General features: G+C 74.0%; 12 protein-coding genes. 3 read left to right on the forward strand and 9 right to left on the reverse strand.

All coding sequences use genetic code 11. The features are described 5' to 3' along the window. Window positions 1-160 precede the first annotated feature (160 nt). Both ACFPK1_RS31050 and ACFPK1_RS31055 read right to left on the reverse strand, forming a co-directional pair. The gene (locus ACFPK1_RS31050; RefSeq protein WP_378024817.1) at window positions 161-1,627 is read right to left on the reverse strand and encodes a protein adenylyltransferase SelO; all 1,467 of its coding nucleotides are present in this window, start codon (window positions 1,625-1,627) and stop codon (window positions 161-163) included. Next, window positions 1,624-2,250 carry a hypothetical protein gene (locus ACFPK1_RS31055; RefSeq protein ID WP_378024818.1) on the reverse strand — a complete coding sequence of 209 codons (627 nt, stop codon included), beginning with the start codon at window positions 2,248-2,250 and terminating at the stop codon, window positions 1,624-1,626. Before ACFPK1_RS31055 ends, ACFPK1_RS31050 begins: the two co-directional genes overlap by 4 nt. Window positions 2,251-2,317: 67 nt before the next feature. On the opposite strand from ACFPK1_RS31055, the gene ACFPK1_RS31060 reads away from it, so the two are divergent. Next, window positions 2,318-2,980, forward strand: a complete 663-nt coding sequence (locus ACFPK1_RS31060) for a TetR/AcrR family transcriptional regulator (protein ID WP_378024819.1) — start codon at window positions 2,318-2,320, stop codon at window positions 2,978-2,980. On the opposite strand, the gene ACFPK1_RS31065 is transcribed toward ACFPK1_RS31060, so the two are convergent. After that, complete coding sequence (locus ACFPK1_RS31065; protein WP_378024820.1) at window positions 2,961-4,151, reverse strand: alpha/beta hydrolase; 1,191 nt, start codon at window positions 4,149-4,151, stop codon at window positions 2,961-2,963. The genes ACFPK1_RS31060 and ACFPK1_RS31065 overlap by 20 nt on opposite strands. Window positions 4,152-4,228: 77 nt before the next feature. Here ACFPK1_RS31065 and ACFPK1_RS31070 point away from each other — a divergent pair, with 77 nt between their 5' ends. Further along, window positions 4,229-5,989, forward strand: coding sequence for a pyruvate dehydrogenase (locus tag ACFPK1_RS31070; RefSeq protein ID WP_378024821.1), 1,761 nt, complete (start codon window positions 4,229-4,231; stop codon window positions 5,987-5,989). 9 nt (window positions 5,990-5,998) lie between these two features. Here the strand turns inward: ACFPK1_RS31070 and ACFPK1_RS31075 are convergent, their stop codons facing one another. From ACFPK1_RS31075 to ACFPK1_RS31085, 3 genes are all read right to left on the reverse strand, one after another. Continuing rightward, window positions 5,999-6,601 carry a TetR/AcrR family transcriptional regulator gene (locus ACFPK1_RS31075; RefSeq protein WP_378024822.1) on the reverse strand — a complete coding sequence of 201 codons (603 nt, stop codon included), beginning with the start codon at window positions 6,599-6,601 and terminating at the stop codon, window positions 5,999-6,001. Window positions 6,602-6,612: 11 nt separating this feature from the next. Further along, complete coding sequence (locus ACFPK1_RS31080; protein ID WP_378024823.1) at window positions 6,613-7,878, reverse strand: cytochrome P450; 1,266 nt, start codon at window positions 7,876-7,878, stop codon at window positions 6,613-6,615. A 146-nt stretch (window positions 7,879-8,024) separates the two neighbouring features. Further along, window positions 8,025-9,614, reverse strand: coding sequence for an adenylate/guanylate cyclase domain-containing protein (locus ACFPK1_RS31085; protein ID WP_378024824.1), 1,590 nt, complete (start codon window positions 9,612-9,614; stop codon window positions 8,025-8,027). Between the two features lie 330 nt (window positions 9,615-9,944). Here ACFPK1_RS31085 and katG point away from each other — a divergent pair, with 330 nt between their 5' ends. Further along, window positions 9,945-12,137, forward strand: a complete 2,193-nt coding sequence (katG, locus tag ACFPK1_RS31090) for a catalase/peroxidase HPI (RefSeq protein WP_378024873.1) — start codon at window positions 9,945-9,947, stop codon at window positions 12,135-12,137. A 62-nt stretch (window positions 12,138-12,199) separates the two neighbouring features. On the opposite strand, the gene ACFPK1_RS31095 is transcribed toward katG, so the two are convergent. From ACFPK1_RS31095 to ACFPK1_RS31105, 3 genes are all read right to left on the reverse strand, one after another. Then, entirely contained in the window at window positions 12,200-13,627 is a 1,428-nt protein-coding gene (locus tag ACFPK1_RS31095) for a carotenoid oxygenase family protein (RefSeq protein ID WP_378024825.1), read from the reverse strand. Window positions 13,628-13,638: 11 nt separating this feature from the next. Then, on the reverse strand, window positions 13,639-14,247 hold the full coding sequence (locus ACFPK1_RS31100) for a DUF3159 domain-containing protein (protein WP_378024826.1): 609 nt from the start codon (window positions 14,245-14,247) through the stop codon (window positions 13,639-13,641). Window positions 14,248-14,381: 134 nt separating this feature from the next. Beyond that, the gene (locus ACFPK1_RS31105) at window positions 14,382-14,783 is read right to left on the reverse strand and encodes a hypothetical protein (RefSeq protein WP_378024827.1); all 402 of its coding nucleotides are present in this window, start codon (window positions 14,781-14,783) and stop codon (window positions 14,382-14,384) included. Window positions 14,784-15,015: the final 232 nt, after the last annotated feature.

Below are 15,015 nucleotides of genomic sequence, written 5' to 3' on the forward strand. Positions count from 1 at the left end.
CCCGTGTCCTCAGGACACGGGTTCGCCGACCGGATCCGCGGTCCGCTCCCGTGCTGCACTACCGTGACTTACCCGTGGCCGACGGCACACCACGCGCAGCGGGCCTAGGAGAACCCGTGTCCTCAGGACACGGGTCCGCCGGTCCGGACGCGAGGTCCGCTCACGTGCCGCAGTAGGTGACGTAGCCCGTGGCCGACGGGTCGCCCTTCGCGTACTCCTCGAGACCCGGCCGCTCCTCGAACGGGCGGGAGACGACCTCGACGAGCCGGTGGAACGGCGCGTGGTCGCCCGCGACCGCCGCGTTCAGGGCGGCCTCGACGTGGTGGTTGCGTGGAATGTAGACGGGGTTGACGCGGTCCATCGCGTCGGCGGACTCCGTCACCGGGCGGTCCTGGGACTCCAGCGCCGCGCGCCAGCGCGCCAGCCACGCGTCGAGGGCGTCGCGGTCGACGACGAGGTCGAGCACCGGGGAGGCGTTCCCCCGCGCGGCGGACGAGAGCCCGCGGAAGAAGCGGGTGTGGTCGGGCTTCTGCTCGGCCATCAGCGCCACCAGCTCCTCGGCCAGTTCGCGGTGCTCGCCGACGAGGCCCAGCTTGGCGTGCAGCCCCGCCGAGCGGTGCCGGGTGAAGCGCTCACCGAACGACGACACGACCTCCGTGGCGGCGGGGATCGCGGCCTCCGGGTCGTCCTCGATGCGGGCCAGCAGCGACTCCGCGAACCGCGCGAGGTTCCACTGCGCCGCCTGCGGCTGGTTGCCGTACGCGTAGCGCCCGCCGTGGTCGATCGAGCTGTACACCGTGGCCGGGTCGTAGGCGTCGAGGAACGCGCAGGGCCCGTAGTCGATGGTCTCGCCGGAGATCGTCATGTTGTCGGTGTTCATGACGCCGTGCACGAAGCCGACGTCCATCCACTGCGCGACGAGCGCCGCCTGGGCCTCGACGACCGCCTCGAGCAGCGCGAGCGCGGGACGCTCGGCCCCGGCGGCCTCCGGGTGGTGGCGCGCGATCGCGTGCTCGGTGAGCCGGCGCAGCAGGTCGGCGTCACCCGTGGCCGCCGCGTACTGGAAGGTGCCGACGCGCAGGTGGCTGGACGCGACCCGGGCCAGGACGGCGCCGGGCAGGGGGCGCTCGCGCATCACCCGCTCGCCGGTGGTGGTGACGGCCAGCGCGCGGGTGGTCGGGATCCCGAGTGCGTGCATCGCCTCGCCGACGACGTACTCGCGCAGCATCGGCCCGAGCGTCGCCAGCCCGTCGCCGCCGCGGGCGAACGGGGTGCGGCCCGAGCCCTTGAGGTGCAGGTCGCGGCGCCGCCCGGCGGTGTCGGTGATCTCGCCGAGCAGCAGCGCGCGCCCGTCGCCGAGGCGCGGGGAGTAGTTGCCGAACTGGTGGCCGGCGTAGGCCATCGCCACCGGGGTGGCGCCCGCGGGCACCGCCGTGCCGGCCAGCACCGCGACGCCGTCGGGGGCACGCAGGGCCGCGGCGTCGAGCCCGAGCTCGGCGGCGAGGTCGTCGTTGAGCGCGACCAGCTCCGGCGACGGGGCCGGCGCGGCCTGCCACGGCTGGTAGAGGCCTCCGAGATCCCGGACGAACCAGTCGTCGAGGGTGACGGGCGACGCGGCGACGGTCATGTCTCCGAGGCTAACCGCGGCGCCGCAGAGGTATGCCGGATCAGCGTGGTGATGCCGACCAGCGACGGCGTGCGCGGCGTCGAGCCGAAGCCGAAGTGCACGGGCGGCGCGACCGGGGCGAGCGCGCCTTGGTCGACGCCCTCCCAGCGCACGCGGGCGCCGGTGACGCGGTGCAGGTCCCGCGCGCCGTAGTACTCGCGACGACCGCCGCCGGCGGTGCCGACCGTGCGCACGCCGGGCAGCACGCGCCGCGCCACGGCGTCGACGGCGGTGATCCACGCGGGCGCGGTCGCCAGCCGGGCCGGCACCGCGCGCAGCAGCCACCCCAGCGGTGATCGGCTGCCGACGCGCAGGGTCAGGTCGAGATCGGCGCTGGTGACGCGGTGCTCGGTGCCCTCCTGCGTGTGCGTCACCGACCCCAGCCGGGTCTCGTCGAACGTGTACGTGGCGCCCACGAACCCGGCGACGCGCTCGTCGGGCGCGAGCAGGATCCGGCGCCCGTCGGGGCGTTCGACCATGACGTCGGTGAACGACCCGAACGGCGAGGACGGCCAGTGCCCGACGACGGCGCGCAGCCCGCCCGCCGTGCCGACGCCGGCGATCCAGCCCTCGAAGCGGTCCATGTCGTCGGGGCTACCCGCTCACCCGGCGGCGGCTACTGTGCCGGCCACGACGCTCGAGGAGGTGTCCGTGGCGGTCACGGAGCCGTCCCGCGCCCCGCGCGGGCGACGGCCGATGAGCGAGCGGCGGCGCGGCCTGCAGCGGCTGGAGATCTCGCGCGAGGCCGTGCGGCTCTTCCGCGCGCAGGGCCTCGCGGCCACCAGCGGGGAGCAGATCGCCGAGGGCGTCGGGCTGTCGGTGCGCACGCTGTGGCGCTACTTCCGCAGCAAGGAGAGCTGCGTCGAGCCGCTGCTCTCGCAGTCGTCCGACGCCTTCGTCGCGATGCTGCGCCGCTGGCCGCGCGAGCGCTCGCTCGAGGAGCACATGATCGCCGACGCGCGCCCCTCGTCGGCGGACTCACCCGGCGACGACGAGGCCGCGCTCGCGGTGATCGCCATGTCGCGCACCGAGCCGGCGTTCCGGGCGATCTGGCTCGTGGTGCACGAGCGCTCCGAGCCCGTGCTCGCCGAGGTGATCGCCGACCGCCTCGGCCGCGCCCCCGACGAGCTCGCCGTGCGCGTCCAGGCCGCCACGCTCGCCGCCGCCCTGCGCATCAGCACCGAGGACTACGCCGTCGCGCTCGCCGACGGTGTCGCGATCACCGGGGAGGACGTGGTCGCCCGGCTCTCGCAGGCCGTGCGCGCCGCCACGCACGGCGTGATCGGGGAGGCCCTCACCGAGCCCGGCGCGTGACCCAGTCCTCGAGCACCGAGAACGCGGCCTGGTGCCCGAGCGAGCCGTCCGGGCCGGTGTCGAAGGCGTGGTCGGCGAAGGGGATGTCGACCTGCTGCGCGTCCACCCCGGCGCCGCGCGCGGCGGCGACGAAACGGGTGGCGCCGTCGGGCGGCACGAGGTGGTCGCGCGCGGGCACGATCGCGAGCGTCGGCGGTGCGCCCGGCGTGAGCGCGTCGGCTCCCGACACCGCGCCGTAGCGCTCGGGCACCTGCTCGGGCGTCCCGCCGGTGTAGGCGACGGCGAACTCCCGCGCCCCGATCCCGCGGCGATGGGTGTCGGCGAGGTCGACCGCGGGATAGATCGTGGCGATCGCGCGCGGGGTGGGCACCGGCACGGGCGACGCGCACGCGGAGCGCTGGGTGCCCGCCGCCGCCCGGTAGCCGACGGAGACCGCGAGCTGGCCGCCCGCCGAGTCGCCGCCGAGCAGGATGCGCCCCGGGTCGCCGCCCTGCTCGGCCGCGTGCTCGGCGACCCGGGCGAGCGCGCACGCGACCTGCGGGCCGGCGACGTCCCAGGTCGGGCGGCCGGGCGCGGACAGCGTGTACTCCACCGAGACCGCGAGGAAGCCCGCGTCGGCCAGACGGCGCATGTCGGCGGCGCGGTCGAGCTCCGAACCGCTCGCCCAGCCACCGCCGTGCACCCACACGAACACGGGCGCGGGGGCGGACGTCCGCGGGCGCGTGATCGCGAGGTGGAGGTCCTGGCCCTCGGGCGTGGTCGTGTAGACGGTGCGCGCGTCGGGGGCCGACCCGGCGGGCGGGCCGGCGAGCGTCAGCGCCCGCCAGGGGTCGACGCTCCCGCCGGCACGGACCGTCGCGGTGACCACGGCGCCGACCCCGCCGGCGAGCACGAGTGTCGCGGTCGTGGCGGTGACGGCCACCGTGGTGGTGAGCGCCCTGCGCGACGGTCCCGACCGCACCACCCACGCGCCGACCGAGACGACGAGCCCGAGCAGCACGAGCAGCGGGCCCCACACGACCACGACGAGCTTCGAGGGCTGCGCGCCGAGCAGCGCCGCGCCGGGCACCAGCGCGGTGACCGCGGCGGCGAGCAGGACGAGCGTCGCGATCGCGAGCACCGCGAGGACGGCGACGCCCGCCGTCCGGTTCGTCCGCACCACCTGCTCCACGTACCCAGCGTGCCGGTGGGCCGGTCGGCACGTTCGGGTCGGGTGCGTTCCGGGCGCGCAGGCGAGAAGATCGCGCCATGGCTCGCACCGTCGCCGACCAGCTCATCGAGGTCCTGATCCAGGCCGGCGTCCGCCGCATCTACGGCCTGGTCGGGGACAGCCTGAACCCCATCGTCGACGCGGTGCGACGCTCCGGCGGCGCCGCGGCGGGCGGGATCGACTGGATCCACGTGCACAACGAGGAGGCCGGGGCGCTGGCGGCCGCCGCCGAGGCGCAGCTCACCGGCACGCTCGCGGTGTGCGCCGGCAGCTGCGGACCGGGCAACACGCACCTCGTCCAGGGGCTCTACGACGCGCACCGCTCGGGCGCCCCGGTGCTCGCGATCGCGTCGCACATCCCGTCACTGCAGATCGGCACCAACTACTTCCAGGAGACCCATCCCGAGCGACTCTTCGTCGAGTGCTCGTCGTGGGTCGAGCTCATCTCGCGGCCCGAGCAGATGCCGCGGCTGCAGCGGATCGCGATGCAGACCGCGCTGGCCGACCGTGGGGTGTCGGTGCTGGTGCTGCCCGGCGACATCACCGCGCTGCCCGCCGCGCACCCCACCGGGCAGGGCGACCTCGTCGCGCCGTCCTCGGTGGTGCACCCGGCGCCCGACCGCGTCGAGGCGCTCGCCGAGCGGATCAACCGCGCGCGCACGGTGACGCTGTTCGTCGGCGCCGGGGTGCGGGAGGCGCGCGACGAGGTGCTGGCGCTGGCCGAGCGGGTCGCCGCCCCGGTCGGGCACTCGCTGGGCGGCAAGGAGTGGATCCAGTACGACAACCCCTACGACGTGGGGATGAGCGGCCTGCTCGGCTACGGCGCCTGCTTCGAGGCGAGCCACGAGGCCGAGCTGCTGGTGCTGCTCGGCACCGACTTCCCCTACGACGGGTTCCTGCCGCAGGCGCGCACGGTGCAGGTCGACCGCGACGCCCGCCACCTCGGACGGCGCACCGTGCTCGACCTCGGTGTCGAGGGCGACGTCGGCGCGACCCTGCGCGCGCTGCTCCCGCTCGTCGAGGAGAAGACCGACCGCACGTTCCTCGAGAAGATGCTGCGCCACCACGCCGACGCGCTCGAGCACGTCGTCGACGCCTACACGCGGCGCGTCGAGGACCACCGGCCCGTGCACCCCGAGTACGTCGCGTCGGTGCTCGACGACGAGCTCGCCGACGACGCCGTCGTCACCGTCGACACCGGGATGTGCAACGTCTGGGCGGCGCGCTACATCTCGCCGACCGGGCGGCGGCGCATCCTGGGCTCGTTCCGGCACGGGACGATGGCGAACGCGCTGCCGCACGCGATCGGCGCGGCGGTGTCGCACCCGGGGCGGCAGGTCGTCTCGATGTCGGGCGACGGCGGCCTGACGATGCTGATGGGCGAGCTGCTGACCGCCGCCGAGCACGACCTCGACCTCACCGTCGTCGCGTTCAACAACGGCGCGCTGGGCATGATCCGCCTGGAGATGATGGTCGCGGGGTTCCCGTCGTTCCAGACCGACCACGGCCCCGCCGACCTCGGCGCCATCGCCCGCGCGGCCGGGCTGCACGCGGTGACCGTGGCGGACCCGCGCGAGCTGCGCGGCGCCCTGCGCGAGGCGCTCGACCACCGCGGCCCGGCGCTCGTCGACGTGCGCACCGACCCCGACGCGCTCTCGATCCCGCCGCACATCACCGCCGAGCAGGTCCGCGGCTTCGCGCTCGCGGGCATGCGCACGGTGCTCGCCGGCGGCGTCGGGAAGATGGTCGACCTGGCGCGCTCGAACCTCCGCTCGATCCCGCGCCACCCCCTGCGCTGAGCGCGCGCACTACCGGTCGAGGCCGGCGGCGAGGGTGGCGAAGGCGCGGCTCACCTCGGCGCGCAGCACGTCCAGCGGCGGGACCTCGTCGTCGCCCGAGCCCTCCAGCCACAGGTCCAGGGTGACGCGCAGCGTGGCGAACGCCGTCGTCGCGCACAGGCGCGCGTAGGCCTCGTCCGGCGCGGCCAGGCGCTCGCCGATCGCCGCCGCCAGCGCCCTCTCCTGCGCCGCGAGCACCGAGAGCTGCTGGGGCAGCAGCGACGGTGCGGCGCGCGTCAGGCGCAGCACCGCGACGTGCTCGTGGCCGGCGACGTCGTCGCGGTCCATCACCTCGAGCACGGCCTCGCGCAGCGCGTGCAGCACCGACTCCTCGCGCGGCCGGGCGCGGAAGCACGCGACGACCGCCTCGGCGCCGACCGCGGCCGTCGCGAGCAGCGCCTCCTCCTTGCTGGAGAAGTAGTTGAAGAAGGTGCGCAGGGCGACGTCGGCCTCGTCAGCGATGCGCTCCGCGGTGACGTTCTCGATGCCGTCGCGCAGCGCCAGGCGCAGGGCGGCCCGGCGCAGCGCGGCGCGCGTCGCGAGCTTCTTGCGCTCCCGGCGCCCCTCGGCCACGACGGCCATCATCATCCCCAGGTCACCGGCAGCGCGTGCACTCCGAAGATCAGCATGTCGTTGCGCAGCGGGACCTCCTCCGCCGGCACGGCGAGGCGCAGGTCGGGCATGCGCGTCACCAGCTCGGAGATGCCGACACGCATCTCGGCGCGCGCGAGCTGCTGGCCCAGGCACTGGTGGATGCCGTGCCCGAACGCCAGGTGCGGCGCGCGCTCGCGGCGGACGTCGAGGTCGTCGGGGGCGTCCCAGTGCCGCGGGTCGCGGTTGGTCTCGGGGGTGCCGAGCACGACGGTCTCGCCGGCGGCCACCGTGACGCCCCCGAGCTCGACGTCCGCGGTGGCGACGCGGCTGACCCCGAGCTGGATGATCGAGCAGTAGCGCAGGAGCTCCTCGACCGTGCCGTCGATGAGCGACGGGTCGGTGCGCAGGGCGGCAAGCTGCTCGGGGCGCTCGAGCAGCGCGAACATCCCGAGCGCGAGGTTGTTCGCGGTCGTCTCGTGCCCCGCGCCGAGCAGCACGAGCGACATGTCGATCAGCTGCGCGTCGGTCAGCGGCGGGTCGGCGTCGTGAACCAGCCCGGAGAGCAGGTCGTCGGTGCGCTCGGCGCGCTTCGCGGCGACCAGGCCGGCGATGAACGCGTAGAGCTCGCCGCCCGCGCGGGCCTTCTCCTCGTCGCTCGAGGTCGAGCTCAGCGCCACCCCGGTGTTGCGCTGGAACGTCTCGCGGTCCGCGTAGTCGACGCCGAGCAGCTCGCAGATCATCAGCGACGGCAGCGGCAGCGCGTAGGCGGGCACGAGGTCGGCCGACGTGCCGGCGGCGCGCATGGCGTCGATGTGCTCGACGGCGATCTCACGCAGGCGCGCCTCGAGCGCGCGCATCCGGCGCACCGTGAACTGTCCGGTGAGCAGGCTGCGCAGCCGCGTGTGCTCGGGCGGGTCCATGAAGATGAACATGCCGTCCTGGCGCTCCGGCACGTCGATGGGGCAGGCGCCGGACGAGGCCTGCTCCGCGGTCATCTGCGTCGCGTCGGGGTGGCGGATGCGGTCGTTCGAGAAGCGCGGGTCGGCGAGCACGGCGCGCGCCTCGTCGAAGCCGGTGACGAGCCAGGCCCGCGCGCCGTTGGCCAGCGGCAGCGGCTGCACCGGGTCGCCGCCGCGCCGGGCCACGAGCCCCGGCGCAGGGTCGAACGGGCAGCGCGCGTCGCGCTCGAGGAGGTCGGCGGGCATCACGCCGCGCAGTGCGGTGGGAGAACTGGTCGCCTCGGGGCTCTGGTCCACGCCCCGACCGTACGCGGAAGGTGCACGGCGTGCACGAATGCACACCGCGCACGAGGTGCGTGTCAGCGTGATCGTGGGGGACCTGCTGACGTTGAACGCCGGCGTGGCCGCCAGGCTGATCCACCCCGCCGCCGCATCGCTCGCACTCAGTGGGGCGCGTGGACGCGGGTGACGCGGTGGCGGCCGCGCAGGCGCACCACGTCGACCTCGCCCCACCGGGTCGCCTCGTCCCCGCCGGCGCGGGCGATCGCGGCGTCGGACGCGGCGATGCGCCCGTCGAGACCCTTGGCGACGTCGCAGAGGCGCGCGGCCTCGTTCACCGGGTCGCCGATCACCGTGTACTCGTAGCGCCGGGCGTCGCCGATGTTGCCCGCGACGGCCGGGCCGGCGGAGACCCCGATGCCCGCCCCGGGGTCGCGGCCCGCCAGCCGGTCGGCGAGGTCCCGCGCCGCCGCGAGCGCCGCGGCAGCCGGGTCGGCGTGGGCGTCCGGCGCACCGAACACGGCGAGGGCGGCATCGCCCTCGAACTTGTCGATCCAGCCGCGGTGGCCCTCGATGACGTCGACGACCTCGGTGAAGAAGGCGTTGAGCACCGCGACGACCTCCTGGGGCGGGCGGTCGAAGGCCATCTCGGTGGAGCCGATGATGTCGACGAAGAGCACCGCGACCTCGCGGACCTCGCCGCCGAGCTCGATCTCGTCGGCCAGCGCGGCCTCGGCGACCTCCCGGCCGACGTGGCGGCCGAACACCTCGCGGACGTGGTCGCGCTCGCGCAGCCCGGCGGCCATCTCGTTGAACCCGGCCTGGAGCATGCCGAGCTCGGTGGGGTCGGAGACCTCCACGCGCGCGTCGAGGTCACCGTCCTGCACGCGACGCAGCGCACGCCGCACCGCCATCACCGGCGTCGTCATCGCCGTCGACGTCAGCGCCGTCAGCAGGAAGCCCACGCCGAGCGCGACGACCGCGAGCACGAGCACGACCACGCCGAGACGGGTGACCGTGTAGTAGTCGCGGAACAGCAGCGACGCGGCGGCGGCGAGCGCGATGCCGAGCACCGGCACGCCGGTCCCGAGCAGCCACGCGCCCAGCGAGCGGGCCGCGACCCCGGGCAGCAGGCCCAGCTGGTTCGGCGGGTCCTCGGCGAGCACCCGGGCGACCTCGCCGCGCAGCGTCAGCTCGGAGAGGCGGTAGCCGACGGCCACGGTCGCGACGCCGCCGAGCGCCACGACGCACCCGACGGTGAGCGCCACGGTGAGCGAGAAGGGTGCGTTGATCGTGACGAAGAGCAGGACGGCGAGCATCCACGGCACGGCCTGCACGACGGTGATGCGCATCGGCGCGCTGAGCACCGCGCGCCGCGCGTCGCGGCGGTGCCGCGCCCACGCGTCGTCGTCACCGGTGTCGGGCGGGGGCGGGACACGCACCCAGGCCCAGCCCCAGACGAGGCCGCCGAGCACGGCGGCGGCGAGGTAGGAGCCGAACGTCCACAGGTTGCGGGCGAGCGCGCCCTCGATGTCGGCCACCAGCGACTGGGTCGGCAGCACGTAGCCCGCGAGACCCAGGACGATGGCGGCGCCGACGACGTTGGACACGACGACCTGCGCGCCGACCATCGCCTTCGTCCGCGGGCGGAAGTCGCGGTGCACGGTGCCCCGGCCCGATCCGGGCGACCCGCACGAGGCGGGCGGCGCGGACGACGCGGCCGAGGCAGCCGACACGGCCGACGGGGACGTCATGCCCCGAGCGTATCCACGCGGTACCGCTGGTACCGCTTACGCGCGGCGTCACGCTCGTCTCAGCGCGCCGTTGGTCCGATCGGGTGGTCCACGGGCATGCGGTCGGCACGCGGCGTCATCCACGGTGGTCACAGGACGGCCGACGGCGCGCAGATGTTGCTCACTCACCCCCAATTCTTGATCTGTTCCAGAAAAGCGACGACACTGCGGCCCGTGTCACCCGCCGGCCCGGACCCCACGCACGGTCCGCGCGCCCGGCTCCACCGCATTGACAGCTCAGTGACCCCGGAGGACCTCCTCGTGTCAGAACACGTGACCCGCGAGACCGAGATGAACACCCAGGACGCGGGTGGGTGCCCGGTCCACGCCGGTCGTCTCGCGCACCCGACCGAGGGCGGCGGCAACGTCGACTGGTGGCCGAACCAGCTGAACCTGCGCGTCCTGCGCACGCACACCGCCGTCTCCAACCCCATGGACGACGACTTCGACTACGCCGCGGCGTTCAAGACCGTCGACCTCGACGCGCTCGCCGCCGACGTCGACCACGTCCTGACGACGTCGCAGGAGTGGTGGCCCGCCGACTTCGGTCACTACGGCGGCTTCATGATCCGCCTCGCGTGGCACTCGGCCGGCACCTACCGCCTCGCCGACGGCCGCGGCGGCGCCGGCATGGGCCTGCAGCGCTTCGCCCCGCTGAACAGCTGGCCGGACAACGGCAACCTCGACAAGGCCCGCCGTCTGCTCTGGCCGGTCAAGCAGAAGTGGGGCAACAAGATCTCCTGGGCCGACCTGCTGATCCTCGCGGGGAACCGGGCCCTCGAGACGATGGGCTTCCAGACCTACGGCTTCGCCGGCGGGCGTCCCGACGTGTGGGAGCCGGACAACGAGACCTACTGGGGCCCCGAGAACTACTGGCTCGGCGGCGACCAGCGCTACACCGGCGACCGCCAGCTCGAGCAGCCGCTCGGCGCGTCGCAGATGGGCCTGATCTACGTCAACCCGGAGGGCCCGGACGGCAACCCCGACCCGCTCGCCGCCGCGCGCGACATCCGCGAGACGTTCGGCCGCATGGCGATGAACGACGAGGAGACCGTCGCCCTCATCGCCGGTGGTCACACCTTCGGCAAGACGCACGGTGCCGCCGACCCCGACCAGTACGTCGGCCCGGAGCCCGAGGGCGCCTCCATCGAGGAGCAGGGGCTGGGCTGGCACCAGAAGTTCGGCAAGGGCAAGGGCCGCGACACCATCACCTCCGGCCTCGAGGTCACGTGGACCTCCACGCCGGTGCAGTGGAGCAACGGCTACTTCGACAACCTCTTCGGCTACGAGTGGGAGCTCCACAAGTCGCCGGCGGGCGCGTGGCAGTACCGGCCGGTGAACAACGGCGGCGCGAACACCGTGCCCGACCCGGAGACCGGTGAGCTCACCCGCCAGCCCACGATGCTCGTCACCGACGTCTCCCTGAAGGTCGACCCGGTCTACAAGGAGATCTCGCAGCGGTTCCACCAGAACCCCGACGAGTTCGCCGACGCGTTCGCGCGCGCCTGGTACAAGCTGACCCACCGCGACATGGGCCCGATCCAGCGCTACCTCGGCCCCTGGGTGCCGCAGGAGACGCTGATCTGGCAGGACCCGGTGCCCGCGCACGAGGGCCCGGTCGTCGGCTCCGCCGAGATCGCGGACCTGAAGAAGCAGATCCTCGACTCCGACGCGAGCGTGTCCGCGCTCGTCAAGGCCGCCTGGGCCTCGGCGTCGACGTTCCGCATCGGCGACAAGCGCGGCGGCGCCAACGGTGCCCGCGTGCGCCTCGACCCGCAGAAGGACTGGGAGGTCAACGACCCGCAGGAGCTGCGCCGGACGCTGGCCACGCTCGAGGGCATCCAGTTGTCGTTCAACGCCTCGGGCACCCAGGTGTCGCTGGCCGACCTCATCGTCCTCGGCGGCGTCGCCGCGGTGGAGAAGGCGGCCAAGGACGCCGGGTTCGACGTCACCGTCCCGTTCACGCCGGGCCGCACGGACGCCTCGCTCGAGTGGACCGACGTCGACTCGTTCACCCACCTCGAGCCGAAGGCCGACGGCTTCCGCAACTACCTCGGCAAGGGCCACCAGCTCCCCGCCGAGTACCTGCTGGTCGACCGCGCGAACCTGCTCAACCTGTCGGCGCCGGAGCTGACCGTGCTCGTCGGCGGCCTGCGCGTGCTCGGCGCCAACACCGCCGGCTCGTCGCACGGCGTGCTCACCGACCGTCCCGGGCAGCTGACGAACGACTTCTTCGTCAACCTGCTCGACATGGACACCCAGTGGGCGAAGGTGGCCGAGGAGGACGGCATCTACGAGGCCCGCGGCGCCGACGGCGAGATCCGCTGGACCGGCACCCGCAACGACCTCGTGTTCGGCTCGAACTCCGAGCTGCGCGCGATCGCCGAGGTCTACGCGTCGTCGGACGGCGCCGAGAAGTTCGTCCGTGACTTCGCGAAGGCGTTCGACAAGGTCATGATGCTCGACCGCTACGACCTGAACTGATCACCTCCTGACACACGGACGCCCCGGCCGCATCCCGCGGCCGGGGCGTTCTGCTGCGTGGGCTACTCCTCCGTCGGCAGCCAGGCGCCGTGCAGGCCGAGCGGGACGCGCACCGGGATGCGCACGCATCCGACCGGGCCGGCGCCGGGGTCGGCGGCGGCGAACACGACGAACCAGCTCGACCGGTCGGTGCGGTCGGTCGCGAACGTGACCCACCAGCCGTGCGAGCTGTCCTCGTCGCCGGGCCGCGGCACGAAGCAGGGTTCACCGACCGACAGGTCGCCGGCATCCCACGTGACGCCCCGCTCGGTCGCGGGGTCGAGCCACAGCACCGCGTCGAACTCGCCGCCCGCGAGCTCGACGCGCTGCGTCTTCGCCCCGAGCGCGATCATGCCGTGCTGCTGTCCGATGCGCCGGTCGTCGACGCGCGGGAACTCCATCCCGTGCGGGTCGGTGAGGAACCGCCGGTTCACCGTGCCGCGCACCGGGTCGATCTCGGCCCGCGCGATGCCCCCGGGGTTCGGTTCCGTGCTGCGGGCCAGCCCGCCCGGCCGGGACCACGCGACGAGGTCGAGCACGACCCCGCCGTCATCGGCGTCGAAGGCGTTGGCGCTGTGCCAGCTCCAGAACGCCTCCGTGTGCGCCCAGCGCACCGGGCCCCCGTCGCGCGGGATCATCGCGATGCGCGTGCCGTCCTCGGGGCGCCAGGCGAGCAGCGACCCGCCGCGCATCGCGGCGGCCACGTCGAAGTACATCGGCCCGAGCACGAGCACGACGAAGCGCTCGGTGAGCGCCATGTCGTGGATCATCACGGGCTGGTCGACGTCCGGCACCGCCGTCGGCGTGCGGCGCGTGCTGCCGTCGGGGCCGAGCACCGACCACGTCAGGTAGGGCGCCTCCATGCCGTAGCAGAACACGACCATCTCGCCGGTGCGCGGATCGACCTTCGGGTGCGCGCAGATGCCCGCCGGCAGCGAGCCGCCGAAGGTCTCCCTGCCGATGGTCGCGAGCTCGGGGGTCAGCGCGTAGGGCGGCGCCGACTCGGCGAGCGCGAGGAGCTTCCCGCCGTGGCGGACGACGTTGATGTCGGGCAGGTCCTTCATGGTCCCGGCCAGCGACGGCCCGACCTCGGCGGCGCCCGGCGTGTAGCCGGTCATGATCCCGCCCCACAGTGCGCGGCCCGCCGCGATCTCCGCGTCGAGCATCGGCGTGTGCACGAAGCGGTTCGTGTAGCGGGCCCTGCCGTCGGCGAGCCGGAGCCCGTGCACCATCCCGTCGCCCTCGAGCGGGAAGATGTAGGAGCCGAGCGGGGTGAAGCGCGGGTTCGGGCCGTTGCGGACGTACATGCCGTCCAGCTCGGGCGGCAGCTCGCCGGTGACCTCGAGGTCGCCGGCGTCGATCTCGTCGATCACCGGCTCGAACGGCCCGGACAGGTGCGGGTCGTGGACGGCGTCGACGGGCGGGGGTGCGCTCGGCACGGTGGCGGTCACGGTGCGCTCCTTCAGGCCGGCTGGGCCGGGGGACGGGACGCCTCGTGGGCACCCTGGCTCCGGGCCTCGTTCCTGGCGTGCTCGGGGTACCAGCTGGTGACCTTGACGGCGACCACGATCGCGACGACCGGGATCACCCAGTTGAAGAGGTCGGCGCTCGCGCCGAAGTAGCCGACCGCCACGTCGCACAGCGCGTTGAGGACGAAGACGCCGCCCCACAGGCCGGTGAGCACGCGGTTGACCTTCTTGAAGGTCGGGGTGTTCCAGACCTCCTGCGGAGCCTGCTTCTTCGCGTAGAACTCGGTGAAGGGGCGGCCGACGGCCAGCGAGCCGAGGGCGACCACGGCGATCACGACGCTCGAGATCAGCTGGGCGCGGTCCTCGATCGGCTGCAGCGTCGCGCGGTCGAGCACGAGCGCCAGCACGACGAGCACCGCGAAGAAGACCAGCGCCGCCGCGTCGAGGATGCTGATCGACCTGCTCCGCCGCCAGTCGGGCACCGACAGGACGAGCGAGCAGATGAGGGCGGCGAGCGCCGCCCACATCCAGGTGCTCGGTCCCGCGACGACCGAGAAGACGATCCAGGGTACGAACCCCAGGAAGATGGCGGCCTTCTGCACGATGCCTCCTGCCGACGATGATGACTCTCCGTCAGCATGAGAGCGGGAGGGCGGCGGGACAAGAGATCTGTCGGCTCAGTGACCGGCAGAAGGTAACGATCTCGGGCGAGTGGTGGCCCGAACGGGTGACGATCTCAGTGAGTGGGCCCCACCGGGCGAAGCGTCGCGATCGCGGCGCGCAACGGCACTCCGCCGACCGTGCGCGGCATCGGCACGTTCCCCGCGGTCGCGCCGACCACGACCAGGCCGTCGACCGCCGGGTGCTGTGCGTAGCGGGCGAGCCGGGTGCTCAGTGCCTCGTGGTCCGCCGAGATCGCCGGCACGATGCCGATCGAGGCCTCGACGCGCGGGAACGGCTCCGCGACGAGCAGCGGCAGGTGGTCGCCGGCGCCCAGGGCGTAGTCCCGGACCGTGACGAACCCGGCCCCGGCGAGCAGCAGCGCGATCACGCTGATCACCGAGGTGGCGTCGAGGTGCGGGAACGCGGCGCCCTCGATCAGGTCCACGACGCGCTGGGCCAGCAGGTCGGCGTGCACGATCCCTCCCTCCCCGCGTCGGGTGTCGCCGCACCATGATTCCTGGTGTTCGGCCCGGGGGCGAGACCCAGTTCCGGCGCGTCGCGCGCCGGGCAGCCCCGACTCCACGATTTGGAGGGCGTGGGGCCACCGCTGGAGCGTGATCCGCGTGCTTTCGATCCGGTGATCCACGGATGGCGGCGGAACCGTCGCGGCACGGCCTGGCCTTGGTCAGACTCCTGGATCGATGCCG

The sequence above is a fragment of the Actinomycetospora rhizophila genome, from assembly GCF_042657905.1.
Lineage (GTDB): Bacteria > Actinomycetota > Actinomycetes > Mycobacteriales > Pseudonocardiaceae > Actinomycetospora > Actinomycetospora rhizophila.

Excerpts from the sequence above, each read along its gene's own strand:
- ACFPK1_RS31085 (WP_378024824.1), bottom strand. The coding sequence starts at position 9,614 with ATGACGTCCCCGTCGGCCGTGTCGGCTGCCTCGGCCGCGTCGTCCGCG.
- ACFPK1_RS31055 (WP_378024818.1), bottom strand. The coding sequence starts at position 2,250 with ATGGACCGCTTCGAGGGCTGGATCGCCGGCGTCGGCACGGCGGGCGGG.
- ACFPK1_RS31070 (WP_378024821.1), top strand. The coding sequence starts at position 4,229 with ATGGCTCGCACCGTCGCCGACCAGCTCATCGAGGTCCTGATCCAGGCC.
- ACFPK1_RS31050 (WP_378024817.1), bottom strand. The coding sequence starts at position 1,627 with ATGACCGTCGCCGCGTCGCCCGTCACCCTCGACGACTGGTTCGTCCGG.
- katG (WP_378024873.1), top strand. The coding sequence starts at position 9,945 with ATGAACACCCAGGACGCGGGTGGGTGCCCGGTCCACGCCGGTCGTCTC.